This window comes from Mesorhizobium sp. M1006 (assembly GCF_040318825.1).
Lineage (GTDB): Bacteria > Pseudomonadota > Alphaproteobacteria > Rhizobiales > Rhizobiaceae > Mesorhizobium.
Genome location: NZ_JAMYMZ010000001.1, coordinates 202,286 through 225,784, shown reverse-complemented (window position 1 = coordinate 225,784; position 23,499 = coordinate 202,286). Strand labels below are relative to the sequence as shown.

The window sequence follows — 23,499 nt, the reverse complement described above, 5'->3', positions numbered from 1 at the left end:
GCGGGTAGAGTGCCACTGACTTTACTATCAACTATCCAGGAGTTCATGCTCGCACGCCTGTTCGTGATCTTCGGTGGGCTTCTCGTGCTGGTGCTGTGTGCGGCGCTGGTGGTGCCGTACTTTGTCGACTGGACAGGTTACCGTGCCGATTTCGAGCGCGAGGCCAGTGCCGTCCTGGGCCGCAAGGTGACCGTGCGAGGCGATGCGACGGCAAGGCTGTTGCCGTTCCCCTCGGTGACCTTTTCCAACGTCGCCGTTGCCGGTGGCCCTAACGGCCAGCCGGCGATGACCGTCGAAACCTTTTCGATGGATGCAGAACTCGCGCCATTCCTGCGCGGCGAGGTGCTGATCTTCGACATGCGCCTGGTGAGGCCGAAGGCGACGATTGACATCGCCGCCGACGGCACGGTCGACTGGACGATACGGCCGTCCTCGCCCTTCGATCCCGGCCAGATCTCCATCGAGAAGCTGACGGTGACGGAAGGACAGATCGCGCTCAGCCACGCCGCTGGCGGGCGCAGCCATCTTATTTCCGAGATCAACTCGACGATCTCGGCCAAGTCGCTGGCCGGCCCCTGGCGGCTGGACGGCTCGCTGTTGCTGGACGGGTTGCGGACGACGATCGCCGCTTCCACCGGCAAGGCCGAACCGGACGGGCAAATGCGGCTCAGGCTCAAGGCCGATCCGGACGCCTATCCGCTGGTCATCGAGACCGACGGCAATGTGGGCCTCGTCGAGGGCGCCGCCGTCTATTCGGGCCAGTTCAAGATATCGGGCGCAGACCAGACTGCGGCGCGGCAGCTGGGCACCGGCGGCGAGGCGCTGAAAGTCAGCGCCGGCAAACCGGACCCGGGCTTCAGGCTGAACGGCAAGTTTTCGCTCGACCACCAGAAGCTCGGCGTCGACGAATTCCGCTTCGAGACCGGGCCGCGCGACAATCCCTACACTGCCGACGGCAAGGCTGCGGTCGACCTTGGGCTGAAGCCGCATTTCTCGATCGAGGCCGATGGCGCGCAGGTGCAGTTCGACGAGGCCGTGGGGGCGGCGGCCGGTGCCGGATTGACGCTGTCCGAGCGGGTGGCGGCGCTGGAGCAGGCGCTGCTCGACCTGCCGAAGCCGACCATACCGGGCACGGTCGAGGTGAAACTGCCGGCGGTGGTGGCAGGCGATACCACCGTTCGCGACGTGCACCTGTCCGCCGAGCCAGCCGAGGGCGGCTGGGCGGTAAAATCGCTGGCCGCCACGCTGCCCGGCCGCGCCAAGCTGGAAGCCAACGGCATGGTCAGCGTCGAGGACCATTTCGGTTTCACCGGATCGCTGCTTCTGGCGGTGGCGCAGCCCTCCGGCTTCGCCGCATGGCTGTCGAAGGACGTCGACGAGGCGATCCGCCGCTTGCCGGCCGCCGGCTTCAAGGCCAAGGTGGATTTGAGCGAGAAGCACCAGGCCTTCAGCGATCTCGAACTCATCCTCGGCAAGGCGAAGTTCTCCGGCCGCATCGATTCCAGCCAGCCCGACGACACAAGGCCATCGGTGCTGATGCAACTGGAAGGTGGCGAACTCGATGTCGACGGGCTCGCCGCCTTCGCCTCGATCTTCGTCAGCGACAAGGGCGCCAACCGCTTTTCCGACCGCGACCTCGATTTCCAGATCAAGGCCGGGCCGGTCAGCGCCGGCGGGTTGACCGCCGATAGCGTCGACACCGCGCTTAGATTGCGCGATGGGCTGCTTGAGATCGATCGCCTGTCGGTCGGCGGACTTGCCGGCGCCTCGATCAGCGCTACCGGTCGAATCAAGGATTTCCCGGCGAGCCCGACCGGCAAGCTCGACGCCTCGGTGGTCGCCGTCGACCTCAAGCCGCTGATCGACGTCGCCGTCCAGCATTATCCCGACAATGCAGTGCTGAAGGGCCTGGCGGAGCGTGCTGCTGCCTATCCCGAGCTGTTCCAGGATGCGCGTATCGATGCGGTCACGAGTGCCGCAGACAATGGCGACGGTACGACTGGACTGGCAATGAGCGCACAGGGCAAGGCCGGTGGCTCGGCCTTTTCGGCGTCGTTGTCCGGCAAAGGGGCGCTCGACCGGCCTCTCGAAGCGCCGGTGACGCTGACCTTCAACGCAAGGAACGCCGACGCCACCGCGCTTCTGGCGCTTTACGGTCTGCCGGCGCTGCCACTCGGCATGCTTGGCGAGGCGACTACCGAGGTCTCGGCCAAAGGCACGCTTGGCGGCGGCCTGGCGACACGCTTCAGCCTGGCCGGCAACGACTTCAAAGCTGGTTTCGACGGGACAATTGCCGACACGCCTCAAGGCGCGGCCGCCAAGGGCAAGGTCAGCCTTGAAACGGCCGACATCGAGCCATGGCTGATGACGACCGGCGTCGGCCTGCCCGGCATGGGCACCGGCATGTCGACGTCGCTTGCAGCCGATGCCGATTACGGCAATGGTCTCCTGGTGCTGAGCGGCCTCAGCGGCGCCGTCAACGAAGCGGCGGTTTCCGGTGACGTAAATATCGACATCAACGAGGGGCTGCCGCATCTTGCCGGCGCGCTGTCGCTGGACGAGCTGGACCTCGATCCGATGGCGGTGATGCTGTTCGGCGACCAGGCCTTCCTTGTCAACGACAGGACCTGGCCGACGGCACCGTTCAGCCAGAAATCCAGTCTGCCATTTACCGCCGATCTCGATCTGACGGCGGCGTCGCTTGCCGCCGGTCCGCTTGCCACCGCCTATAACGCTGCGCTGTCGCTGCAGCTCGACCAGGAGGGCATCCGCGTTTCCGACCTCAAGGCAAAGTTCCTCGGCGGCGCGTTGAGTGGCCTGTTCGAGCTCAAGAACAATGACGGCACCGGGCTTTTCTCCAGTCAGATGAAACTCGCCGGCGCCGATCTGGTAGCCGTGCTGCCGGAGGCCGGCATCAGCGGAAGCGGCGAGTTCTCGACGGCGCTTTCGACCAGCGGCAAATCGGTCGACGCGATGGTTGCGGCGCTGTCCGGTTCCGGCACGGCGACGCTGAAGGGCATGACTATTGCCGGCTTCAATCCCGATGCCTTTGGCGCATTCATTGCCAAGGCCGACGCGATAGGGCGCGATATCGACGCGTCGAAGACCGCCGGCTTTGTGCCGCAGATCGCCGCGGCGGGCAGTTTTCCGGCGCAGGACACCGATATTGCCTTCACCATCGCCGGCGGCACGCTAAGGGCGCCGCCGGTCAAATTCGAAAGCCCGGGCGCGACGCTGTCCGCCGACATCACCGCCGATCTGAACACCAGCACCGTCGATGCCAAGGGCGAGATCGCCTACCGGCCCGGCAATGAGGCGCTGGTCGGCTCCGAACCGATTTTGAATTTCAGCGTCGACGGGCCGTTTGGCGCCACCAAACGGCAGTTCGACAGCGAGCCGCTGGCACAGTTCCTGACCCAGCGTGCGCTGGAAAAGGAGCAGCAGCGGGTCGAAGCCATGCAAGCCGCACTGCTCGAGAAACAAAGGCTGCGGCGTGAGGTGCGCTACTACGCTGCGCTGCAAACCGAGCGTGAAAGAGCGGCGGAGGAACTGCGCAGGCAACAGGAAGCAGCGCGGCTGAAGGCCGAGGCCGACGCCAAGGCAAAGGCCGAAGCCGAGGCGAAGGCTGAAGCGGACGCCAAGGCACAGGCGGATGCGGAGGCGAGGGCGCAGGCTGAGGCCAAAGCGAAAGCTGAAGCGGACGCCAAGGCAAAGGCCGAAGCTGAGGCGCAGGCCCAAGCCGAAGCGGAGGCCAGGGCGCAGGCTGAAGCCAAGGCAAAGGCGGATGCAGCGGCGAAAGCCGAAGCCGAGGCCAGGGCGAAAGCCGAGGCGGCTGCAAAGGCCGCAGCGGATGCCGAAGCCAAAGCCAAGGCGGCGCAACAGGCTGCCGAGGAAGCAGCGCAGGCCGAAGAACAGCAACGCCAGAGGGCGGAAGAGGCGTTGCGGATCGCCTCGGAAGAGAAGGCAAGGCTCGACGCCGAACGCAAGGCCGCGGCGGAGCGCGCGGAACGGGCGCCACCGGCCGCAAACAACGTGCCACCGCCAGTGCAGCCCCCGCCAAAGCTCAAGCTCGATCCCTCGTCGATCGACGATCTGCTGAAATCGTTGAATGGCGGGTGACGGCGCATCCCATATGTGTCGCGTCCAGCAAGCAAGCGCTTCAGCATCGGCTCGATCCGCCCGAGTTCGTCGAGATGAGCGGCTGACAGATCGGCGAGACTGTCGTCGGCGCGCTCGGTCAGCCGCAGCAGCACGCGGCGGTGGTCCTCCTCGTCGTGGTCCCTCGCGACGAGCTCGGCTTCGCAAAGACGGTTGACCAATTCCACTGCGCTGTGATGGCGGATGCGCAGGCGCTCCGCGAGGTCGCCAATGGTCACTGGCCCTCCGCCGGGGAACCCTTTGATTGCAAGCAGGGCCTGATGCTGGCGTGGTGTCACCAACATCGCTCGTGCCCGCCATCCTCGGTGGCACGGCCGGCGACCCATCCGCAAGTCGGCACGCCGCCAGAAAGCAAGGTCTGCAAATGAAGTCCGATCACGCCAACCCCAGCCATCTGCGCGATTTTACCACCGATGCCCGGGTGCTGCTCATTGCCGGCATAGCGGTGGTGGTTGCGACGGCGGGGTTGTTTGCCGGCATTGCCCTCTTGAAGCTGATCCGGCTTGCCACGAACATCGCCTATTTTTGGCCAGTTCACGCTCGCCGACCTGAAACCGCAGGATACGCTGCTTGGCAGGCCGAAGAACGCGACCGCTCGGCTTTGCTGGGCTTCCGTATCCGGCGCAGGAGACAGGATAGCGTTGCCTGAAGGCTACAACTTGCCGCGCTTGGCCCAATCCAGCACATAGAGCCGGAGCGCCGAGGAGAGATTGGCATCCCGCGGGCGGCTCTCGTCGATTTCGGCGACAAGGGCGGCGAGCGTCAGTTTTCGCACGGCCGCGATGGCGACCAGGTCGTCGTAAAAAGGCTTTTCGAGCGAATAGCTGGTGCGGTGGCCGCGAATGGTGACCGAGCGCTTTTCCACCGGGCTCACGAGACGATCCTACTCACACTTCAAGCATCGGATTTGTCCGAATCGCCCGAATTTTCGCGGCGATGGCCGGCGACGAATTTATCGGCCTTGTCGGCGATCAGGCGGTCGCGATCCCGGCTGGGTTTGGAACGGCCATGCAGCGCCCGGTTCTGTTCGGCCAGGCGCTCCTTCTCGGCTCGCGCCTTCTGCTTGCGTGCCTGACGGAGATTGACGATCTCGGCCATGTCACGCCGCCCGTCGGGTCACTTCTTGCGGAAGGCGTCAAGCGACACCACGTCGGCGCCCTTGGCGCCGGCGTCGGCCGCGGCAGGCTTCTTTTCCGCCTCGGCGGTTTTCTTCTTCGTCTCGGGCTTTTTCTCGGCGACGATGGCCAGCGGTTCGGGAGCAGGCTTGGCCTTTGTCTCCTGTTCCGCCGGCGTATCGGTCTTGACGTCGAATTCGAGCTCGAAGTTGACGGACGGGTCGTAAAAGCCGCGTACGGCCGAGAACGGGATTTCCAGTTTCTCCGGCACGTCGGAAAACGACAGCCCGACCTCAAAGCCGGTGTCGCTCACCTTCAGGTCCCAATACTGGAACTGGATGACGATGGTCATCTGTTCGGGATAGCGCTCGCGCAGCCGCGACGACACGCGCACGCCCGGCGCGCCGGTGAGAAAGGTGATGAAGAAATGATGGTTGCCCGGGAGACCGGTGCGCGCGACTTCGGCCAGGACCTTGCGCATGACGCCGCGCAACGCCTCCTGGGCCAGAATGTCGTAGCGGATGTGGTCGTCGGCCATGTGGCTGTCGGGTTCCGTTGAATCGTCCTGATAGCTGTAATCAAGCTTGAGCGCGGCGTAAACCGGATATAGATCGCCGGCGTGCGGAAGCGAAGCCCATTGGCGACGATTTGATCGTCAAACGGCTTTGATCGTCAAGCGCTGGCGAGCGCGCCCTGTTTGCTCGCCCGGGCCATAGGCTGCCGCTTGCCGAAGGCGCGCAGGAAGGTGCGCACGCCATTTGTCGCCGACTGCACCACCTCGTCCTCGGTCGGTGTACCGCCGAGCATGAATGTCGTCTGCAACTCGGCATTGGCAAGCGCCATGAACTGGCGCGCTGCGACATCGGGATCGTCGATATCAAGGAAGCCCGCATGAGCGAGGCGGGCGAAGCGGGCGGCGATCGCCGGCCATGTCCTGCCCGGTCCCTCTTCGCGCCATTCGGCGAACAACTCGGGATAGCGCCCGCCCTCGGTCTGGATCAGCTTGCGCAGGAATTTGCCGTCGCGGTTGCAGATGCAGTTGTGGTTCATCCGCACAGCAAAGGCGATGAGGTCGGCCTCGAGATCCTTCGGCTGATCGGGAAAAGTGGAAATCGTGGCAAAGATGCCGGCATTGCAACGTTCGGTGAGGTCGCGGACGATGGCAACGAAGAGTTTTTCCTTGTCGCCGTGATGATTGTAGATGGTCTGGCGGGAGACGCCGGCCTCGGCGGCAATCATGTCGATATTGGCACCGGCAAAGCTTTCGCGGCAGAAGACCGAGGCGGCGGCATCGACAATCGATATGCGCTTGGCCTCGTGGCCTCGCGGCGGGAAAATGTCAGGAGAGACGTTGGCCTTCATGCAAAACTATATAGAGGTGGTTGACGAATTAGACAAGCCTGTCTAAATTTGTGGACTTGCACGAAGGGGGTTTCGTTCCGCAGAAGAGTCGGAACTCCACGGGATGGAACGTCCTAGGGTTACACGTCGGTCCTCGGCGGCAACCAGAATTCGAAAGAGCCTGCTATCATGAACGCCAAATTCCTCCGCATTGCGGTCGTGCTCGGCCTATTGTCCGCGATCGGCCCGTTTGCCATCGACATGTATCTTCCGGCCCTGCCTTCAATCGGCGAAGATCTGCATGCCGGCACTGCCGCGGTGCAGATGAGCCTGCTGATCTTCTTTCTTTCCATGGGCTTCGGCCAGATCGTCGTCGGACCGATCTCCGACATGGTCGGCCGCAAGCTGCCACTCTACGGCGGCCTGGCGCTGTTCATGGTCGGCGGCGTCGGCTCGGCGCTGGCTCCCTCGATCGAATGGCTGATCGCCTTCCGCTTCCTGCAAGGGCTCGGCGCCAGCGCCGGCATGGCCGTGCCGCGCGCGATCGTGCGCGATCTGCATACCGGCACCGAGGCCGCCAAGCTGATGTCGCTGCTGATGCTTGTGTTTTCGGTGTCGCCGATCCTGGCACCGCTGACCGGTAGCCAGATCATCGAGAATTTCGGCTGGCGCGCCGTGTTCTGGACGGTGACGGGCGCGGCCGTGCTCGCCACCATCCTGCTGGCGACCTCGCTCAAGGAGACACGGCCGGTCGAGGAGCGCGCCGGGTCGTCCTTCGGGACGGCACTTTCCGGCTACCGCTTCCTGATGGGCGACCGCAACTTCCTTGGCCTGACGGCCATCGCCGGCTTCGGCATTGCGAGCTTCTTCGTCTATCTGTCGAGCTCGTCCTTCATCCTGATCGACCATTATGGCCTGTCGCCTTCGGTCTACAGCGTGTTCTTCTCGATCAATGCGGTTGCCTTTATCGGCATGTCGCAGCTGACCGGGTTGCTGTCGGAGCGGTTCGGGCTGCAGCGCGTGGTGCGCGTCGCGGTGACCGGCTATGCGACGACGATGGTGGTGCTGTTCGCGGTGATGGCATCGGGTGTCGACCGGCTCGACGTGATGGCGGCGCTGCTGTTCATCGGCTACGGCTTTCTCGGCCTGGTCATCCCGACGACGTCGGTGCTGGCCATGGAAGAGCATGGCGAGATCGCCGGTACCGCGTCGGCGCTGATGGGCACGCTGCACTTCGCCATCGGCGCGGTCGCTATGGGCGTCGCCGGCGTGTTTTTCGACGGCACGCCGCTGCCGATGGTGGCGGGCATCACGCTCTGCGCGGCGATCTCCTTCACACTGGCCAAAATAACGCTCGGCCGCAGCCGGGACGTCGCGGAAGCGCCGGCGGAGTAAACTTCGCTTATCGAGACAAAAAGGCCGGCCGATGTTCCCGGCCTTTTCACGTTTGCGGTCCCGGTTCAAAGCAGTCTATGCCTATATGACGGGTTCAGGACATGCAGCTTCGACATCTCAAAACCTTCGTAGCGGTCGCCACCACTTTGAACATCACACGCGCCTCCGAGCGGGTTCATCTTGCCCAATCGAGCGTGACCGAACAGATCCAGGCGCTGGAAAGCGATCTAGGCACGTCGCTGTTCGACAGATCACGGCGTGGCTTGAAGCTGACGGCGGCGGGACAACGCCTGCTGGACTATGCAAACGATCTCCTCGACCTCGCGGACGAAGCCCGTTCCGCAGTCGCCGACGCGAGCGGCACGGTTGCCGGTCGCCTGACTGTCGGCGGCCTGGAGACGCTTTGCTCGACACGCTTGCCAGCTGTGCTGGCGGAATTCCATTGGCGCCATCCCGATGTGGAACTGAACCTCAGGGCGGACGATAGCAGTGGGTTGCGTGCCGGCGTGACAAGCGGGGCGCTGGACGTATCTTTCCATTTCGGAGCCGTCCCGGCGGCGGCGCCGGAGCTGCGAAGCGAGCAAGTGGCATTAGAAGAGCTCGTCACCATAATGCCGGCAAATCACCGATTGGCCGGATATTCTGCCATAACGCCCGACGATCTGGCCGACGAGGCCTTCCTCGTCACCCAGCCCGGTTGCGTCTATAGGCGGATGTTCGACGAAACGTTTGCCGCAACATTGCCTGACCGTCCAAAACTCGTTGGCGAGTTCGCCAGCATGGGCGCGATACGGAGCCTTGTTGAAGGCGGTCTTGGATGCGCGCTGGTCCCGCGTCTGGTGGCTTCCGCGGCTGACGCCAATATCGTCGTGCTGCCTTGGGTCGGAAGCAGCCCGGTGACGCCGGTCACCATGGTATGGCGCCACCGGCGCATTCAAGCGCCGGTGCTGCGGCTGTTCCTTGCAATGGTCCGCGAAATTTTGGCCATCGCTAGACCAGTCGCTGGCCACCATCGACATGAAGCACGGTTCCGGTGATGAAGCCGTTGTGCATGAGGGACGTGATGGCTTGGGCAATGTCGGCTGCCTGGCCGATCCGGCCGACGAGCAGACGCTTTGCCATGGCGTCCAGCGCGGCTGTCTTTCCGCTGCCGACGACGGCATCCCAAATCGGCGTGTCGACCCAGCCGGGCGAAACGACGTTGACGCGGATCGGCGCCAGTTCGACGGCAAGCGCGTAGGCGAGTGAGCCAAGTGCCCCATTAACGGCTGCCACCACCGAGCCTTTCACCGCCGGACGATAGGCGGCGATGCCCGAGGTCAGCGTGATCGATCCCCCGGGCGTCAGACGAGGCGCGCCATGTTTGGCAAGAAGAAGCGGTCCGACGACTTTGGAATCCATCACTTTCCGCGCCACCGAGATATCCATCTCGGGAAGCAACACATAGACGCCGGTAACGTCGGCGGCGGTCGAGACGATGTGGTCGAGCGTGCCGACATCCTGGAACAGGCGCTGGACCTCGTCCTCGCTTGTGACGTCGGCTGCGATCGTCCTCAGCCTTTCCGGGTGAGGCAAGCGCTGCCGTGCGGCCGACAACCGGTCCTCGGAGCGGCCGACGATCGTAACCTCGGCGCCGGCGGCAAGCTGCTGTTCGGCAAGCGACAGCCCCATACCGGAACTGCCGCCAACGATCAGGATGCGTTCGTGTTTTGGTGTGGTTTCCTGGTTCATCTTATCTCTCCATGAGGCAGCTCGCCGGGCATGACCACACGCGGCGAGAAACTGAGGCCTTGTCCCGCAAAGGCGTGGAAGAAGGGAAACGGGAAGAAGCGAATACTGCCATCGGAGGTTCCGATGATGGGAGGCCCTTGGGCTTTCGCCTCAGCCTGAGACGCCTCAGCCTGAGACGTTGACGATGCGCGATTTTCTGTGTAGCAGCGATCATCATGAAGATCGCAATGGTTCTTGCAGTGGTAGGAAAGCGCACGGGCAGGATGGTGTAACCATCCGGCGACAGCCACCCGTGCGCGACAAACAGGCTCCCGACGGGGCCTTTTTTTATGCCCGAAATTCTTCTTACGCCCGATTTCGGCGACGCCCCGTCAACCCATCCTCATCACGCTACGGGACAGAACCATGACAAGCGATAATTCCATTCAGCATACGAGCAACCGCATGACAGGAGCGGAGATCGTTCTCCGCGCACTCAAAGACAATGGTGTGGAGCATATTTTCGGCTATCCCGGCGCGGCCATATTGCCGATCTACGACGAGATATTCCAGCAGGACGACATCAAGCATATCCTCGTGCGCCACGAACAGGGCGCCGGCCATGCCGCGGAGGGTTATGCCCGGTCCACGGGCAAGGTCGGCGTGATGTTGGTCACATCAGGCCCAGGCACGACGAATGCCGTGACGCCCCTGCAGGACGCGTTGATGGATTCAGTACCGATCGTCTGTCTGTCCGGACAAGTGCCGACAACATTGATCGGCTCCGATGCCTTTCAGGAATGTGACACGATTGGCATCACGCGATCCTGCACCAAGCACAACTCTTTGGTCAAAGACGTCAATGACCTGGCGTCAGCAATCCATAGGGCGTTCCACATCGCCCGGTCGGGGCGACCGGGGCCTGTTCTCGTCGACATGCCAAAGGACGTTCTGTTTGCGTCCGGCGTGTACACGCCGCCATCAGACGTTGTCGCGCTGAAGAACCATCGACCGAAGCTGCAGGGCGATATCGGCAAGATCGGCCAGGCGATAGAATTGATGGCCAATGCCAGCCGTCCCGTTATTTATGCCGGCGGCGGCATCGTCAATTCCGGCCCGGAAGCATCGAGATTGCTGCGGGAGTTGGTTCAACTGACCGACTTTCCGATCACCTCGACGCTTATGGGCCTTGGGGCTTACCCCGCCTCCGGCAAGAACTGGCTCAAAATGGTCGGTCTGCATGGTTCCTATGAGGCGAACATGGCGATGCACGATTGCGACGTCATGATCTGTGTCGGCGCGCGCTTCGATGACCGCGTGACCTCGCGTGTGGACGCTTTTTCGCCGAACTCCAGCAAGATCCATATCGATATAGATCCGTCCTCGATCAACAAGAACGTCCACGTCGATATCGGCATACAAGGCGATGTCGGCAATGTTCTGGATGACATGGTTCGTCTATGGCGCGCATTGTCTCAGAAACCGGATGGAGGCCGCCTCCAGGACTGGTGGAGAAGGATCGCCGGCTGGCGCGCACGCAATTCATTCTCCTACGAGATGAACAAGGATGTGATCATGCCGCAATACGCGGTGCAGCGTCTCTACGCGCTGACGAAGGATCGCGACACATACATCACCACTGAAGTGGGCCAGCATCAGATGTGGGCGGCCCAATTCTACGGCTTGGAAAAGCCGAACCGCTGGATGAGTTCGGGCGGCCTCGGGACGATGGGCTACGGCCTGCCGGCGGCGCTGGGCGTGCAGATCGCACATCCGGACAGCCTCGTCATCGATATCGCCGGCGACGCATCGGTTCAGATGACCATGAAAGAGATGTCGACGGCAGTCCAGTACGACGCGCCGATCAAGGTCTTCATCCTGAACAACGGATATATGGGCATGGTTCGCCAGTGGCAGCAAATTCTCCACGGCAACCGCCTCGCGCATTCCTATTCCGAGGCTTTGCCCGATTTTATCAAATTGGCCGAGGCGTTCGGAGCGGTCGGCCTGCGCTGCGACAAACCAGCCGACCTTGATGATGCGATCCAGGAAATGATCGATGTGGACCGGCCGGTGCTCCTTGACTGTCGTGTTGCCAAGCTCGCCAATTGTTTTCCGATGATCAGGACGGGCAGGGCGCACAATGAGATGTCACATGAGGCTGCCGACGAGACCTTTGGCAGCGCGATCGAAACGATCAGCCAGGGACTGGTATGAACGCAGCGGCGCCAGGGCGTATCAGGGCGTAAAAAGCCCAGGCCCGCAGCTGCACATATCGGGCGAGCCTGCGGCTGCGCATATCAAAAAGGGGGAGAAATGGAGGTTTCTGTTGCCAGGTACCTCCGAACCCCGCCTAGAAGTGCGAACCACTAGGGCTTGAATTGAAGCTATCGCACCGCTTACGCGGCGAGACGTGCTTCCGCATAGTTGTCGTTGGCAACTATAAGTTTAGCCCGATAACGGTGGTACAATGCCGGGCAAAAGTACGATCTTTACACCTTCGTCGATCCTATTTCGCCCCCAGCAAAAGCCGCTCCTGAGCAGCGGTTTTTGGTGGAGGCGCCGGGTACCGCCCCCGGGTCCGAACGGCTTATTTCATCGCCTGTTTATCGCCATAGTCGGTCGAGCCGACGAAGCGAATATAGAGACTGGCGGTGGAAAATGAAAGGCCGGAATGCCACTTTCGTCCGTGCCAAAGTGGATCATGAAGGGTTGACTTGCAGCCGGTCTCAACCGAAGCTTTGTGGCGGTGAGGAGACCTAGCGCATACTTGCGGCAGCGCGCCACAATCCTCATCGACCGGATCCCGTGGCGCCGACGAGGGGAATTTCGATGGCCGATTATCTCGCAGACGTAAAGAAGTATGATGCGGCGGCGGATGCCGACGCGGTCGCCAAGATCGTCAAGCATCTGGGCATCGCGCTCAGGAACCGCGATTCCTCGCTAGTGTCCTGCACCGACCCGGAGGAACTGAAGCGCGTCAGGAACAGCTGGGTCGCCGGCAAGCTCGGCGTCACCGACGGTGCCAAGGCGGATGCGGCTATCGAAAAGACCTGCAAGGCTATGGCGGCCGACAACAGCAAGAGCCGGGTGACATTCTATTACCTCGTCGCCAAGGATCTGGGCATGCTCGGCTCGCTCTGAGCAACCTCGCCGCCGGTGCTGGTGAGACTTCTGCTGGAATCGTCTCGCTTTGCTGTGTTCGGCCGACGGTCATTCGGCTATGATGGCTGACAACCCGAATCGGACCGGAGCCGATGCGCCAGTATCTCGACCTTCTGAAGCATGTGCTGGAAAACGGCGCTGATCGCGGCGACCGCACGGGCACCGGAACGCGCTCGGTATTCGGCTACCAGATGCGCTTCGACCTGGCCCGCGGCTTTCCGGTCACCACCACCAAGAAGCTGCACCTGAAGTCGATCATCCACGAACTTTTGTGGTTCCTGGCCGGCGACACCAACATCAAATATCTCAACGATCACGGCGTCTCGATCTGGGATGAGTGGGCCGACGAGAACGGCGATCTCGGCCCGGTCTATGGCAAACAATGGCGGTCGTGGCCGGACGGCCATGGCGGCGCTATCGACCAGATTGCGAATCTTCTGAAGGAGATACGCAAAAATCCTAATTCGCGGCGGCTGATCGTTTCGGCGTGGAACCCGGCCGAGGTGGAGGCCATGGCCTTGCCGCCCTGCCACTGCCTGTTCCAGTTCTATGTTTCGGAAGGCAAGCTTTCCTGCCAGCTCTACCAGCGTTCGGGCGATATCTTTCTCGGTGTGCCGTTCAACATCGCTTCCTATGCGTTGCTGACGCTGATGGTGGCGCAGGTGACCGGATTGAAACCCGGCGATTTCATCCACACGCTCGGCGACGCGCATCTTTACTCGAACCATTTCGAGCAGGCGCGCGAACAATTGCGGCGCACGCCCAAGGCGTTGCCGACGCTGTGGATCAATCCCGAGGTGAAGGATCTCTTTGCCTTCCGCTTCGAGGATTTCCAGCTCGAGAACTATTTCGCCGACGCGACGATCAAGGCGCCGATCGCGGTCTAGCACCATACCTGACCATCCATATCGAAATTGCCTACTGCGGCTGCGCCTTCGGGCCTTGTCAGCATCAATCTCGATCGGCCGACGTCGACTTGACGCGCAATCCGGGTCGCTGATTTTCATGTGAATATTTCCTTCGGCCTCGGTGCCGCTGTATCCAACGAAGATTATCGCAGGCCGGGAAAACCTCAGCTCAGAATGCCGTAGGCGGTAAAGAGCCTTTCCTTGTTATGTTCACATGGATATATCGATGGACGGCTTCGGGCGTTCCGAGACGAGGAGAGTTTCATGCTGGCGCGCAAAGGTTCGACGACGATTGCCATCGCGGGTCTCGCCGCCATGCTGATGGCCGCGGTGCCGGCGGCCCATGCCGATGACAAGGTGGTCGTGTTTGCCGCGGCGAGCCTGAAGGACGGGCTCGATGCCGTCAACAAGGCCTGCGAGGCCGATGTCGGCGAGGCGGCGACCATTTCCTACGCGGCGAGCTCGGCGCTGGCCAGGCAGATTGAAAGCGGCGCGCCAGCAGACCTGTTCATCTCGGCCGATCTCGACTGGATGAAATATCTTGCCGACAGGAAGCTGACCAAGCCCGAAACCGAAGTGAAACTGCTCGGTAACCAGATCGTTCTGGTTGCGCCACGGGATTCCAAGGTTGAAACCAGGATCGAAAAGGGTTTCGATCTTGCCAAGCTCGTCGGTGACGGCAAACTTGCCATGGGCGATGTCAAAGCTGTGCCGGCAGGCAAATACGGCAAGGCAGCCCTCGAATCGCTCGGTGCCTGGTCTTCGGTCGAAGGCAAGGTGGCGCAGGCCGAGAATGTCCGCGCCGCCCTAAAGCTGGTGTCGACCGGCGAGGCAGCACTCGGCATCGTCTACGCCACGGATGCGCATGCGGAGCCTGGCGTGAAGGTGGTCGGCACTTTCCCCGCGGGTACCCATCCGCCGATCATCTATCCAGTCGCCCAGCTTGCGGATTCGAAGAGCAGGGATACTCCGGCATTCCTGAAATGCCTGCAATCCGCCAAGGCTGGCGAACTCTTCAAGGCGCAAGGTTTTACAATCCTCGCGCCGAGCAACTGACGTACGGCACCGCACATGAACTGGCTGCTGGATCTCGCTCCCGACGAATGGAATGCGGTCCAGCTGTCGATCAAGGTGGCGACCGTGGCGATGATTGCCAGCCTGCCGCCAGGCATCCTGATCGCTCTTGTGCTTGCCCGCGGCCAGTTCTGGGGCAAGACGCTGCTCAATGGTCTGGTGCATCTGCCGCTGATCGTGCCGCCGGTGGTGACCGGCTATTTGCTGCTGTTGACTTTCGGCAAGCGTGGTCCGGCCGGCGCTTTCCTGGCCGAACATTTCGGGATCGTTTTTTCCTTCCGCTGGACTGGCGCCGCGCTCGCCTGCGGCGTGATGGGCTTTCCGCTGATGGTGCGGGCCATCCGGCTGTCGATCGAGGCCGTCGACCGCAAAATCGAGGCGGCCGCCGGCACGCTCGGCGCCAATCCGCTATGGGTATTCGGCACGATCACGCTGCCGCTGATCCTGCCCGGGCTGATCGCCGGTGCGATCCTCTCCTTCGCCAAGGCGATGGGCGAATTCGGCGCGACGATCACCTTTGTCTCCAACATTCCGAACGAGACGCAGACGCTACCGTCGGCGATCTACACTTTCACGCAGGTTCCCGGCGGCGACGCCGGCGCGCTCAGGCTGACGCTGATCTCGATCGTCATCTCGATGGCGGCACTTGTTGCCTCGGAAGTGCTGGCGCGGCGTGTCGGCCGGCGGATGGACATCGAATGACGGTTCAGGTCGACATCAGCCACCGGCTTGGCGATTTCATCGTCAATGCCCGTTTCGAAAGCGCCGGGCGGCTGACTGCGCTGTTCGGGCCTTCCGGCTCCGGAAAGACGACGCTGATCAATTTGATTGCCGGGCTGATCCGCCCCGACAAAGGTCGCATCGCGGCCGAGGGCCGCGTGCTGGTTGATAGCGATGCCGGTCTGTTCGTGCCGAAGCACAAACGGCGGATCGGCATGGTGTTCCAGGATGCGCGGCTGTTTCCGCATATGAGCGTGGCGAGCAATCTGCGCTATGGCCGCTGGTTCACGCCGGCTGCCGAGCGTTACGCCGATATCAATGCTGTGGTCGAACTGCTCGGGATCGGCCATTTGCTCGATCGGCGGCCGGCAAAACTCTCCGGTGGCGAGAAGCAGCGCGTGGCAATCGGCAGGGCGCTGCTTGCCAGTCCGAAATTGCTGCTGATGGACGAGCCGCTGGCGTCGCTCGATGAGCGGCGCAAGGCCGAGATCTTGCCTTACATCGAGCGGCTGCGCGACGAGACGAAAATTCCGATCGTCTATGTCAGCCACTCGATCGCCGAAGTGGCGCGGCTGGCGAGCGACGTCGTGGTGCTGATGCAAGGAAAGGTCGCCGCTTCCGGTCCGACCGGTGCGATCATGCAGCGTCTGGATCTATTGCCGGCCGAAGAGCGCGGCGAGGGCGGTGGCGTGCTGGATACCGCGGTTCTGCGCCACGACGAAGCCTTTGGCATGACGGTGCTAGGCTCATTGGCGGGCGAGATCCGGGTGCCGCTTCTGGCAACGCCAGTCGGTGCGCCGGTGCGCGTCCGCATCCGTGCCCGCGACGTGATGATCGCCACCGAGCAGCCGGTTGGCCTCAGCGCGCTCAACATATTGCCGGGCACGATCGTGGCGATAGAGCCGGGCGAAGGGCCCACGGTCGAGATCGGCATCGACTGCAATGGCGCAACCGTGCTTGCCCGCATCACCGAACAGTCGCGGCAGACACTGGAGCTTCGGCTTGGTCGACAGGTCTTCGCCGTGGTCAAGACGGTGAGCTTCGACCGGGCGAATACCGGCGCCGGCCTGCCCGCCGAGGCGGATGAGTGAACGGCCGATGATTCGCTATATCGTTTTGGAATAGCGGTATCGCCGCGGAACTTGTAGAATAGCGTGACCGCGGAGGAGCAAATGCCGTCGCTGAGTTTGCGGATAAATCTCGATCCAGATGGCCGCATCGGACCGGGCAAGATCGAGCTTCTGGAACAGATCGCCGCCTTCGGCTCGATTTCGGCCGCGGCACGCGGCATGGAGATGTCCTACAAGCACGCCTGGGATCTGGTCGAAGACATGAACCGCGTGTTCGGCAAGCCGCTGGTTGCGGCACAGACGGGCGGCAAAAAAGGCGGTGGCGCCCAGTTGACGTCGGTCGGGCTTGCTGTGGTCAGCCGCTTCCGCGCGATCGAGCGGGCTGCGTCTTCAGCAGCGGCGGCGCATATGGAGGCGCTGCAGGCCGAGATCGACGCAGCGTGACGCCGGCGGAATTCATGCCGCGTGTGATCCCTGTTACTTCTTAGGCTCGCCCGGCTTGCGCAGCAGATAGGTGTCCATGATCCAGCCTTTTTTCCGGCGGGCCTGCTCACGGGTGGTCACGATCTTGTCGCCGACGTCGCCAATCCGGCCCGAGATGACGATCTCGTCAGGCGTCCCGAGATAGGCGCCCCAGTGAACGGTGACGTCGTTGTCGTCCAGCGTGTTGAAGGCGCATTTGCCGTCCAGCATGACGATGGTGCTGCCGGCGTTTTCGGGCAGACCTTCCTCGGCGAGCCGGCGGCCGGTGGTGATCAAAATGGCGTCGCCGATCCGGTTCAATGCCATTTTGTGGCTGGCTGCGAGTGCCTGGATGGCGGTGATGCCAGGGACGACCTCCAGCTCGAACGCTACATTGCCTCTGAGGCGCACGCGCTCGAGGATGCGCAGCGCACTGTCGTAGAGCGACGGATCGCCCCAGATCAGGAAGGCGCCGCAGCCATCTTCAGGGAGTTCGTCGCGGATCAGGCCTTCGTAGATCGCGGCGATCGCCTCGTGCCAGTCGTCGACGGTCGAGCGGTAGGAAGGCGCCGGCTCGGCGCGCACCGGCACGTCGAATTCGACACGGCGCGAGTTCGGATTAATGACGAAGCGGTCGCAGATCTGGCGGCGCAATTCGGCGAGATCGTTCTTCTTGGCGCCCTTGTCGGGAATGAACAGCACGTCGGCCCGATTGAGACCGTTAATGGCCTGGACCGTCATGTGCTCCGGATTGCCGGCGCCGATGCCGATGACGAGAAGCTTGCGCATGGGCGAACTCCTGCCCGATCGGGACCGGCGTGTCTAGACCGACACGACATGCCGGCAGGCGCCGGCGCATTTGCCGAAAGGCTTTGAAACGCCACATTGAACAGCTAGAGTCATGTTGGCATTCTCGCCGGGGGAGTTTCCATGTTCCGTTACGTCCTGACCGCAGCCTTGGCGCTCTCGGCTACGCCTGCGCTCGCCAATGATTCGGTCGCCGAACTCGGCACCGGTGGGCTGATTCTTTCGCGCAGCGATGCGGTGGCGATGGAAAGCGAGGATCTCTACATCTCGCCGGAAAAAGTGATGGTCGATTACGTCTTCCGCAACAATACCGACAAGGATGTCGATGCGATCGTCGCCTTTCCGATGCCCGACATCGAAGGCGACCCCGAAGAAATACCAGCGATTCCGGAGGCGCAGAGCGACAATTTCCTCGGCTTCGAAGTGACGATCGACGGGGAGCCGGCAAAGCCGCAGCTCGAGCAGAAGGTGTTCGCGCTCGGCATCGACATCGGCGCTGACCTGAAGGCGCAGGGCGTGCCGTTCTATCCGTTCGGCGATGCGGCCAAGGCAGCGCTGGCAAAGCTGCCGCAAGCGGTCGCCGACGACTGGGTCAACCGCGGCATCATCATCGAGGACACTGCTGACGACGGTTCGGGCATGAAGACCGTCTATACGCCGTTCTGGCAATTGCGCTCGACCTATTGGTGGCGCTCGACGTTTCCGGCCAACAAGGCGGTCCATGTCTCGCATCGCTACAAGCCGAGCGTCGGCGGCACCTCCTCGGTCAGCTTCTTCTATGACGGCCAGTTCCAGGGTCAGTATGCCGCCTACAAGACACGCTACTGCATGGACGATGCCTTCGAGAATGCCGTGCGCAAGGCAGCCAAGGACGATCCCGACGGCTACCCCAAATATTTCGAGAACCGCATCGCCTATATCCTGACCACGGGCGGCAACTGGGCGTCGGGAAACATCGGCAGTTTCAAGCTGACCGTCGACAAGGGCGATGCGAAGAACCTGGTCTCGTTTTGCGGCGAAAACGTCAGGAAGATCGGACCGACGACGTTCGAGATGAAGGCGCAGAACTTCTACCCCGAGCATGACATCGACATATTGCTGCTGGAGCCGTCGGATGGCGGAAACGGCGGCTGATGGACCTCGCGCTTTATGTCGCCATCGCCGAGAACGGCGTGATCGGGCGCGAGGGTGGGTTGCCGTGGCGGCTGTCCACCGATCTCAAGCGGTTCAAAGCCGATACGATGGGCAAGCCCATCATCATGGGCCGCAAGACCTATGAAGGCATCGGCCGCCCATTGCCGGGCAGGCTCAACATCGTGGTGACACGAGACAAGGCATGGCGCGCCGAGGGCGTCGAAGTCGCGCACTCGATCGAGGACGCAATCGCGCTGGCGACGGTGCGCGGGCGCTGCATGGCCGGCGCCGACGAGATCTGCGTCATCGGCGGCGGCGAAATCTACGCTCAGGCGCTGCCGTTGGCCGATCGGCTGCACGTGACCCATGTTCTGGCCGCGGTCGACGGCGATGCCCATTTCCCGCCGATCGATCCGGCGCTGTGGCGGATCGTCCGCTCGCAGGAGGTGGAGGCTGGCGAAAAGGACAGCCATGCGACACGCTATTCGGTTTACGAGCGGCGCCGCGACGTGCATTGAAGGCGACAAAGGGGTCGCGACAGGTCTAGATGGACCCAAAGGCGGACAGTGGCGGCAGCCGATCGCGTTGAAAGCGTGCCGTCGCATCCCTATAGAAGAATAATATTGGATTTTGCGCCGGTGAGCCGGCGCTTGAGGGAATTCCAAGCGAAAGGACATTCATGCCCTGGAACGACAAGAGCGGCGGCGGCGGCCCGTGGGGCGGCGGCAACAATCAGGGGCCTTGGGGTCAGGGACCAAAAGGACCCAGCGGCCCGCAGGGCTCGCCTCCCGATCTCGAGGATATCATCCGGCGCGGGCAGGACCGGTTGCGGCGCGCGCTGCCGGGCGGCGGTGGCGCGAGCCCTGCCGTGTTCGGGCTGATTGCCGCGGCGCTGGTGGTGCTATGGGCGTTCAAGGCAGTGTACACCGTCCAGCCAGATGAAGTTGCGGTGGAGCTCAGGTTCGGCAAGCCGAAGGCGGAGCTGTCGCAGCCGGGCCTGCATTTCCATTGGTGGCCCATCGAAACGGTCGAGACCGCTAACATCGCCGAGCAGCTTGTCAGCATCGGCGGCGGCAGCACCAGCGGCGATGGCCTGATGCTTTCCGGCGACCAGAACATCGTCAACGTGCAATTCTCGGTGGCCTATCAGGTTTCCGACCCGAAGGCCTATCTGTTCGACGTGTCCGACCCGGGCGGCATGCTGCAGCAGGTCGCCGAAAGCGCGATGCGCGAAGCGGTCGGCCGGCGCCCGGCGCAGGATATTTTCCGCGACGACCGGCAAGGCATTGCGGCGTCGGTGCGTGAGATCATCCAGACGACGCTGGACGGCTACAAGGCCGGCCTCAACGTCAACGCAATTTCCATCGAGGACGCCGCGCCGCCGCGCGAGGTGGCAGACGCGTTCGACGAGGTGCAGCGGGCCGAACAGGACGAGGACAAGTTCGTCGAGCAGGCCAATCAGTATTCCAATCAGAAGCTCGGCCAGGCGCGCGGTGCGGCCGCACAGATCCGCGAAGACGCGGCCGCCTACAAGAACCGGGTCGTGCAGGAGGCCGAAGGCGAGGCGCAGCGCTTCATCTCGGTCTATGACGAATATGCAAAGGCGCCGGAAGTGACGCGCAAGCGGCTCTACCTGGAGACGATGGAGAGGGTGCTGAAGGATTCGAGCAAGGTCATCGTCGAGCAAGGCAACGGGCAAGGGGTGGTTCCCTACCTGCCGCTGCCGGCATTGCAGCAGAAGGCGCCGGCACCGGCCACCGGAGGAAACCAGTGATGGCCAACCGTCTTCCCGTCATTGCGGTCATCGCCGCGGTCATCCTGTTCCTGCTCTATTCGTCGGTCTTCGTCGTCAATGCGCGCCAGCAGGCGCTGGTGCTCAGGTTCGGCGAAATCGTCGACGTCAAGAACCAGCCGGGCATCTATTTCAAGGCGCCATTCTCCTTCTTCGATGCCGACACCGTCCAGCTGATCGAAAACAGGGTCCTGCGCTTCGACCTCGACAACATCCGTGTCCAGGTTTCGGGCGGCAAATTCTATGAGGTCGATGCCTTTATCGCCTATCGTATCTCGGACCCGCGTGTGTTCCGCGCCGCGGTTTCCGGTCAGATCGAACTGGCCGAGGCCCGGCTGAGGACGCGTCTCGACGCTGCCTTGCGCCGCGTCTACGGCCTGCGCGACTTCGAGGCGGCACTCTCGGAAGAGCGCGCCGTGATGATGCGCGAGGTGCGCGATCAGCTGAGGCCTGATGCCACCTCGCTTGGCCTGCAGATCGAGGATGTCCGCATCCGCCGCACCGATCTCACGGCCGAAGTCTCGCAGCAGACCTTCGACCGCATGAAGGCCGAACGTCTCGCCGAAGCCGAGCGGCTGAGGGCGCGCGGCAACGAGGCAGCGCAGCGGATCAGGGCTCGCGCCGACCGCGAAGTGGTCGAAATCGTCGCCGAAGCGCAGAAAGAGTCTGAAATCCTGCGCGGTGAAGGTGAAGCCCAGCGCAGCGCGACGTTTGCCGGGGCCTATCAGCGCGATCCGGCCTTCTTCGATTTCTACCGGTCGATGAATGCCTATGGCACGGCGCTGAACAGCGCAGGAACGACGATGGTGCTGTCGCCGAATTCCGAGTTCTTCCGCTTCTTCCGCGACCCGGACAGCAAGGAAACGCCTGCGGCACCGGCGGCACCACCGCCAGCACCTGCCGCTCCCGCGCCACCGGCGGCTCAGCCAAGCACCGGCCAGTAGGGCCGGTGCAGGGATAGCCGGCGTAACAGAGGATTTATTCTCTGGCGGTAGCCATAGCCGCAAACGTGCCTTATTTCTTGCCAACATGACGCGACGCGGCGTTTTTTGCCGAAGCGCTTTTTTCAGAACACCCGGAGGCCTTTCGATGACATCCACCACCCTTCTGCGTGCAGCGAGGCGGACGTTCATCGCCGGGGCCGCTGCGCTTCTGGTCGGCGCCATTGCCGTTCCGTCGTTCGTGGCGCCGACGATGGCAGCCGACGGGCCGCCCTCGGTTGCCGATCTCGCCGCCGGCCTGCTTGGCGCCGTGGTCAACATCTCGACGTCGCAGACTGTTAAAGGCACTGAGGGGCCGGGCGCAGTGCCGATGCCGCAGCTGCCGGAGGGCTCGCCCTTCCAGGACTTCTTCGACGATTTCTTCAAGAACCGTGGCGGCGACAAGGGCGGCGGCGGGCAAAAGGTGCAGTCGCTGGGCTCCGGCTTCGTGGTCGACGCCGAGCAGGGCATCGTGGTGACCAACAACCACGTCATTGCCGATGCCGACGACATCGAGGTGAATTTCTCCGATGGGGTGACGCTCAAGGCGACGCTGGTCGGCACCGACACCAAGACCGATGTCGCGGTGCTGAAGGTCGATCCGAAAGGGCACAAGCTGACGGCGGTGAAGTTCGGCGATTCCAACACGATGCGTGTCGGCGACTGGGTGATGGCGATCGGCAATCCGTTCGGTCTCGGCGGCACGGTGACGGTCGGCATCGTCTCGGCACGCAATCGCGACATCAATTCCGGCCCGTATGACGACTTCATCCAGACCGATGCCGCGATCAACCGCGGCAATTCCGGCGGACCGCTGTTCAACAGCAGCGGCGAGGTCATCGGCATCAACACGGCAATCATCTCGCCATCGGGCGGCTCGATCGGCATCGGCTTCTCGATCCCGTCGCAGCTTGCCTCGGGCGTCGTCGACCAGCTTCGCCAGTTCGGCGAGACGCGGCGCGGCTGGCTCGGCGTGCGCATCCAGCCGGTGACCGACGACATTGCCGAAAGCCTGGGCATGGCGACCGCCAAGGGCGCGTTGGTCGCCGGCGTTATCAAGGGCGGGCCGGTCGACAACGGCACCATCCAGGCCGGCGACGTCATCATCAAGTTCGACGGCAAGGACATCCATGAAATGCGCGACCTGCCACGCGTCGTGGCGGAGAGCCCGGTCGGCAAGGCGGTCGACGTGATCATCGTGCGCAAAGGGGTCGAGCAGACCGTCAAGGTGACGCTCGGCCGGCTCGAGGACGGCGAAAAGCTTGCCAGCGGCGGTGAAAACGGCAACGCCGACCAGGACGATGCCGACAAGGCGCCTGCGGTTTCGACGGCTGCCGTGCTCGGCATGACGATCGGCGAGCTCAATGAGGAGACGCGCACGAAATTCGGCATCGCCGCCGACGTCTCCGGAGTCGTCGTGACCGACGTCTCCAAGGATTCGGCGGCTGCCGAACGCGGCATCCAGCCGGGCGAGGTGATCACCGAGATCGCGCAGGAATCGGTCGCCACGCCCAAGGATGTCATGGACCGGATCGGCGCGCTGAAGGAGCAGGGGCGCAAGAACGCGCTTTTGATGCTGGCGTCGAAGACCGGCGAGCTGCGGTTCGTTACGATCCGGATGGATTGAGTCCGGAAGAGCCTGCAACGCTCTGATGTTAAAAGGAAAAG

At 62.9% G+C, this 23,499-nt stretch carries 22 protein-coding genes, 1 other RNA gene and 1 pseudogene; 16 read left to right on the top strand and 8 right to left on the bottom strand.

All coding sequences use genetic code 11. The features are described 5' to 3' along the window. Positions 1 to 45: 45 nt before the first annotated feature. Positions 46 to 4,119 (top strand): AsmA family protein, encoded by a 4,074-nt coding sequence (locus tag NKH60_RS01135; RefSeq protein WP_352831176.1) that lies wholly within the window; start codon positions 46 to 48, stop codon positions 4,117 to 4,119. Positions 4,120 to 4,148: 29 nt separating this feature from the next. Here the strand turns inward: NKH60_RS01135 and NKH60_RS01130 are convergent. Continuing rightward, positions 4,149 to 4,436: pseudogene (locus NKH60_RS01130) on the bottom strand (MarR family winged helix-turn-helix transcriptional regulator); the annotation flags it as partial. Between NKH60_RS01130 and NKH60_RS01125 the strand changes: the two are divergent. Then, positions 4,403 to 4,807, top strand: coding sequence for a hypothetical protein (locus NKH60_RS01125; protein ID WP_352831174.1), 405 nt, complete (start codon positions 4,403 to 4,405; stop codon positions 4,805 to 4,807). The pseudogene NKH60_RS01130 and the gene NKH60_RS01125 overlap by 34 nt on opposite strands. Positions 4,808 to 4,810: 3 nt before the next feature. Here NKH60_RS01125 and NKH60_RS01120 read toward each other — a convergent pair whose 3' ends face one another. The 4 genes from NKH60_RS01120 to NKH60_RS01105 form a co-directional block, all read right to left on the bottom strand. Further along, positions 4,811 to 5,032, bottom strand: coding sequence for a ribbon-helix-helix domain-containing protein (locus NKH60_RS01120; protein ID WP_352450079.1), 222 nt, complete (start codon positions 5,030 to 5,032; stop codon positions 4,811 to 4,813). A 20-nt stretch (positions 5,033 to 5,052) separates the two neighbouring features. Then, positions 5,053 to 5,256: a DUF4169 family protein gene (locus NKH60_RS01115; RefSeq protein ID WP_023676708.1), complete on the bottom strand. Its 204-nt coding sequence runs from the start codon at positions 5,254 to 5,256 to the stop codon at positions 5,053 to 5,055. An 18-nt stretch (positions 5,257 to 5,274) separates the two neighbouring features. Beyond that, a complete protein-coding gene (locus tag NKH60_RS01110) occupies positions 5,275 to 5,811 on the bottom strand; it encodes an SspB family protein (protein ID WP_023676707.1) in 537 nt (178 codons plus the stop codon). A gap of 134 nt (positions 5,812 to 5,945) precedes the next feature. After that, on the bottom strand, positions 5,946 to 6,635 hold the full coding sequence (locus NKH60_RS01105; RefSeq protein ID WP_352815396.1) for a TetR/AcrR family transcriptional regulator: 690 nt from the start codon (positions 6,633 to 6,635) through the stop codon (positions 5,946 to 5,948). Positions 6,636 to 6,803: 168 nt separating this feature from the next. Between NKH60_RS01105 and NKH60_RS01100 the strand changes: the two genes are divergently transcribed. Both NKH60_RS01100 and NKH60_RS01095 read left to right on the top strand, forming a co-directional pair. Continuing rightward, positions 6,804 to 8,009, top strand: coding sequence for a multidrug effflux MFS transporter (locus NKH60_RS01100; protein WP_023676705.1), 1,206 nt, complete (start codon positions 6,804 to 6,806; stop codon positions 8,007 to 8,009). Between the two features lie 101 nt (positions 8,010 to 8,110). After that, positions 8,111 to 9,046, top strand: coding sequence for a LysR family transcriptional regulator (locus NKH60_RS01095; protein ID WP_352831172.1), 936 nt, complete (start codon positions 8,111 to 8,113; stop codon positions 9,044 to 9,046). On the opposite strand, the gene NKH60_RS01090 is transcribed toward NKH60_RS01095, so the two are convergent. Further along, positions 9,000 to 9,740, bottom strand: a complete 741-nt coding sequence (locus NKH60_RS01090; RefSeq protein WP_352831170.1) for an SDR family oxidoreductase — start codon at positions 9,738 to 9,740, stop codon at positions 9,000 to 9,002. The genes NKH60_RS01095 and NKH60_RS01090 overlap by 47 nt on opposite strands. A 405-nt stretch (positions 9,741 to 10,145) precedes the next feature. Between NKH60_RS01090 and NKH60_RS01085 the strand changes: the two genes are divergently transcribed. Then, positions 10,146 to 11,936 (top strand): acetolactate synthase 3 large subunit, encoded by a 1,791-nt coding sequence (locus NKH60_RS01085; RefSeq protein ID WP_352831168.1) that lies wholly within the window; start codon positions 10,146 to 10,148, stop codon positions 11,934 to 11,936. 98 nt (positions 11,937 to 12,034) lie between these two features. Here NKH60_RS01085 and ssrA read toward each other — a convergent pair. Then, positions 12,035 to 12,390, bottom strand: a transfer-messenger RNA (tmRNA) gene (gene ssrA, locus NKH60_RS01080). Between the two features lie 161 nt (positions 12,391 to 12,551). Between ssrA and NKH60_RS01075 the strand changes: the two genes are divergently transcribed. From NKH60_RS01075 to NKH60_RS01050, 6 genes are all read left to right on the top strand, one after another. Continuing rightward, positions 12,552 to 12,863: a DUF2853 family protein gene (locus tag NKH60_RS01075; RefSeq protein WP_023676702.1), complete on the top strand. Its 312-nt coding sequence runs from the start codon at positions 12,552 to 12,554 to the stop codon at positions 12,861 to 12,863. A 113-nt stretch (positions 12,864 to 12,976) separates the two neighbouring features. After that, positions 12,977 to 13,771 (top strand): thymidylate synthase, encoded by a 795-nt coding sequence (locus tag NKH60_RS01070; protein WP_352471610.1) that lies wholly within the window; start codon positions 12,977 to 12,979, stop codon positions 13,769 to 13,771. A 285-nt stretch (positions 13,772 to 14,056) separates the two neighbouring features. Beyond that, positions 14,057 to 14,848 (top strand): molybdate ABC transporter substrate-binding protein, encoded by a 792-nt coding sequence (gene modA / locus NKH60_RS01065; protein ID WP_352831166.1) that lies wholly within the window; start codon positions 14,057 to 14,059, stop codon positions 14,846 to 14,848. A 15-nt stretch (positions 14,849 to 14,863) separates the two neighbouring features. Further along, positions 14,864 to 15,568 carry a molybdate ABC transporter permease subunit gene (gene modB / locus NKH60_RS01060; protein WP_352831164.1) on the top strand — a complete coding sequence of 235 codons (705 nt, stop codon included), beginning with the start codon at positions 14,864 to 14,866 and terminating at the stop codon, positions 15,566 to 15,568. After that, positions 15,565 to 16,677 carry a molybdenum ABC transporter ATP-binding protein gene (gene modC, locus NKH60_RS01055; protein WP_352850177.1) on the top strand — a complete coding sequence of 371 codons (1,113 nt, stop codon included), beginning with the start codon at positions 15,565 to 15,567 and terminating at the stop codon, positions 16,675 to 16,677. Before modB ends, modC begins: the two co-directional genes overlap by 4 nt. 81 nt (positions 16,678 to 16,758) lie before the next feature. After that, on the top strand, positions 16,759 to 17,100 hold the full coding sequence (locus NKH60_RS01050; protein WP_023676697.1) for a winged helix-turn-helix domain-containing protein: 342 nt from the start codon (positions 16,759 to 16,761) through the stop codon (positions 17,098 to 17,100). Positions 17,101 to 17,133: 33 nt separating this feature from the next. Here the strand turns inward: NKH60_RS01050 and cobF are convergent, their stop codons facing one another. After that, positions 17,134 to 17,907 (bottom strand): precorrin-6A synthase (deacetylating), encoded by a 774-nt coding sequence (gene cobF, locus NKH60_RS01045; RefSeq protein ID WP_352539563.1) that lies wholly within the window; start codon positions 17,905 to 17,907, stop codon positions 17,134 to 17,136. A 141-nt stretch (positions 17,908 to 18,048) separates the two neighbouring features. Here cobF and NKH60_RS01040 point away from each other — a divergent pair, with 141 nt between their 5' ends. The 5 genes from NKH60_RS01040 to NKH60_RS01020 all read left to right on the top strand — a co-directional run bounded on the left by NKH60_RS01040 (position 18,049) and on the right by NKH60_RS01020 (position 23,458). After that, on the top strand, positions 18,049 to 19,059 hold the full coding sequence (locus NKH60_RS01040) for a DUF4424 domain-containing protein (protein WP_352471617.1): 1,011 nt from the start codon (positions 18,049 to 18,051) through the stop codon (positions 19,057 to 19,059). Next, positions 19,059 to 19,577 carry a dihydrofolate reductase gene (locus tag NKH60_RS01035; RefSeq protein ID WP_352471618.1) on the top strand — a complete coding sequence of 173 codons (519 nt, stop codon included), beginning with the start codon at positions 19,059 to 19,061 and terminating at the stop codon, positions 19,575 to 19,577. Before NKH60_RS01040 ends, NKH60_RS01035 begins: the two co-directional genes overlap by 1 nt. A 161-nt stretch (positions 19,578 to 19,738) precedes the next feature. Next, complete coding sequence (gene hflK, locus NKH60_RS01030; RefSeq protein WP_352471619.1) at positions 19,739 to 20,833, top strand: FtsH protease activity modulator HflK; 1,095 nt, start codon at positions 19,739 to 19,741, stop codon at positions 20,831 to 20,833. Next, positions 20,833 to 21,795: a protease modulator HflC gene (gene hflC, locus NKH60_RS01025; protein ID WP_352471620.1), complete on the top strand. Its 963-nt coding sequence runs from the start codon at positions 20,833 to 20,835 to the stop codon at positions 21,793 to 21,795. The genes hflK and hflC overlap by 1 nt, the downstream gene beginning before the upstream one ends. 145 nt (positions 21,796 to 21,940) lie before the next feature. Beyond that, positions 21,941 to 23,458 carry a DegQ family serine endoprotease gene (locus tag NKH60_RS01020; protein ID WP_352539566.1) on the top strand — a complete coding sequence of 506 codons (1,518 nt, stop codon included), beginning with the start codon at positions 21,941 to 21,943 and terminating at the stop codon, positions 23,456 to 23,458. The last annotated feature ends 41 nt before the right edge of the window (positions 23,459 to 23,499 follow it).

Excerpts from the sequence above, each read along its gene's own strand:
- NKH60_RS01020 (WP_352539566.1), top strand. The coding sequence starts at position 21,941 with ATGACATCCACCACCCTTCTGCGTGCAGCGAGGCGGACGTTCATCGCC.
- NKH60_RS01110 (WP_023676707.1), bottom strand. The coding sequence starts at position 5,811 with ATGGCCGACGACCACATCCGCTACGACATTCTGGCCCAGGAGGCGTTG.
- NKH60_RS01115 (WP_023676708.1), bottom strand. The coding sequence starts at position 5,256 with ATGGCCGAGATCGTCAATCTCCGTCAGGCACGCAAGCAGAAGGCGCGA.
- NKH60_RS01135 (WP_352831176.1), top strand. The coding sequence starts at position 46 with ATGCTCGCACGCCTGTTCGTGATCTTCGGTGGGCTTCTCGTGCTGGTG.
- NKH60_RS01100 (WP_023676705.1), top strand. The coding sequence starts at position 6,804 with ATGAACGCCAAATTCCTCCGCATTGCGGTCGTGCTCGGCCTATTGTCC.
- NKH60_RS01070 (WP_352471610.1), top strand. The coding sequence starts at position 12,977 with ATGCGCCAGTATCTCGACCTTCTGAAGCATGTGCTGGAAAACGGCGCT.
- NKH60_RS01035 (WP_352471618.1), top strand. The coding sequence starts at position 19,059 with ATGGACCTCGCGCTTTATGTCGCCATCGCCGAGAACGGCGTGATCGGG.
- NKH60_RS01095 (WP_352831172.1), top strand. The coding sequence starts at position 8,111 with ATGCAGCTTCGACATCTCAAAACCTTCGTAGCGGTCGCCACCACTTTG.
- NKH60_RS01040 (WP_352471617.1), top strand. The coding sequence starts at position 18,049 with ATGTTCCGTTACGTCCTGACCGCAGCCTTGGCGCTCTCGGCTACGCCT.
- modA (WP_352831166.1), top strand. The coding sequence starts at position 14,057 with ATGCTGGCGCGCAAAGGTTCGACGACGATTGCCATCGCGGGTCTCGCC.
- hflC (WP_352471620.1), top strand. The coding sequence starts at position 20,833 with ATGGCCAACCGTCTTCCCGTCATTGCGGTCATCGCCGCGGTCATCCTG.
- NKH60_RS01050 (WP_023676697.1), top strand. The coding sequence starts at position 16,759 with ATGCCGTCGCTGAGTTTGCGGATAAATCTCGATCCAGATGGCCGCATC.
- NKH60_RS01105 (WP_352815396.1), bottom strand. The coding sequence starts at position 6,635 with ATGAAGGCCAACGTCTCTCCTGACATTTTCCCGCCGCGAGGCCACGAG.
- hflK (WP_352471619.1), top strand. The coding sequence starts at position 19,739 with ATGCCCTGGAACGACAAGAGCGGCGGCGGCGGCCCGTGGGGCGGCGGC.
- cobF (WP_352539563.1), bottom strand. The coding sequence starts at position 17,907 with ATGCGCAAGCTTCTCGTCATCGGCATCGGCGCCGGCAATCCGGAGCAC.
- modC (WP_352850177.1), top strand. The coding sequence starts at position 15,565 with ATGACGGTTCAGGTCGACATCAGCCACCGGCTTGGCGATTTCATCGTC.
- modB (WP_352831164.1), top strand. The coding sequence starts at position 14,864 with ATGAACTGGCTGCTGGATCTCGCTCCCGACGAATGGAATGCGGTCCAG.
- NKH60_RS01085 (WP_352831168.1), top strand. The coding sequence starts at position 10,146 with ATGACAAGCGATAATTCCATTCAGCATACGAGCAACCGCATGACAGGA.
- NKH60_RS01075 (WP_023676702.1), top strand. The coding sequence starts at position 12,552 with ATGGCCGATTATCTCGCAGACGTAAAGAAGTATGATGCGGCGGCGGAT.
- NKH60_RS01090 (WP_352831170.1), bottom strand. The coding sequence starts at position 9,740 with ATGAACCAGGAAACCACACCAAAACACGAACGCATCCTGATCGTTGGC.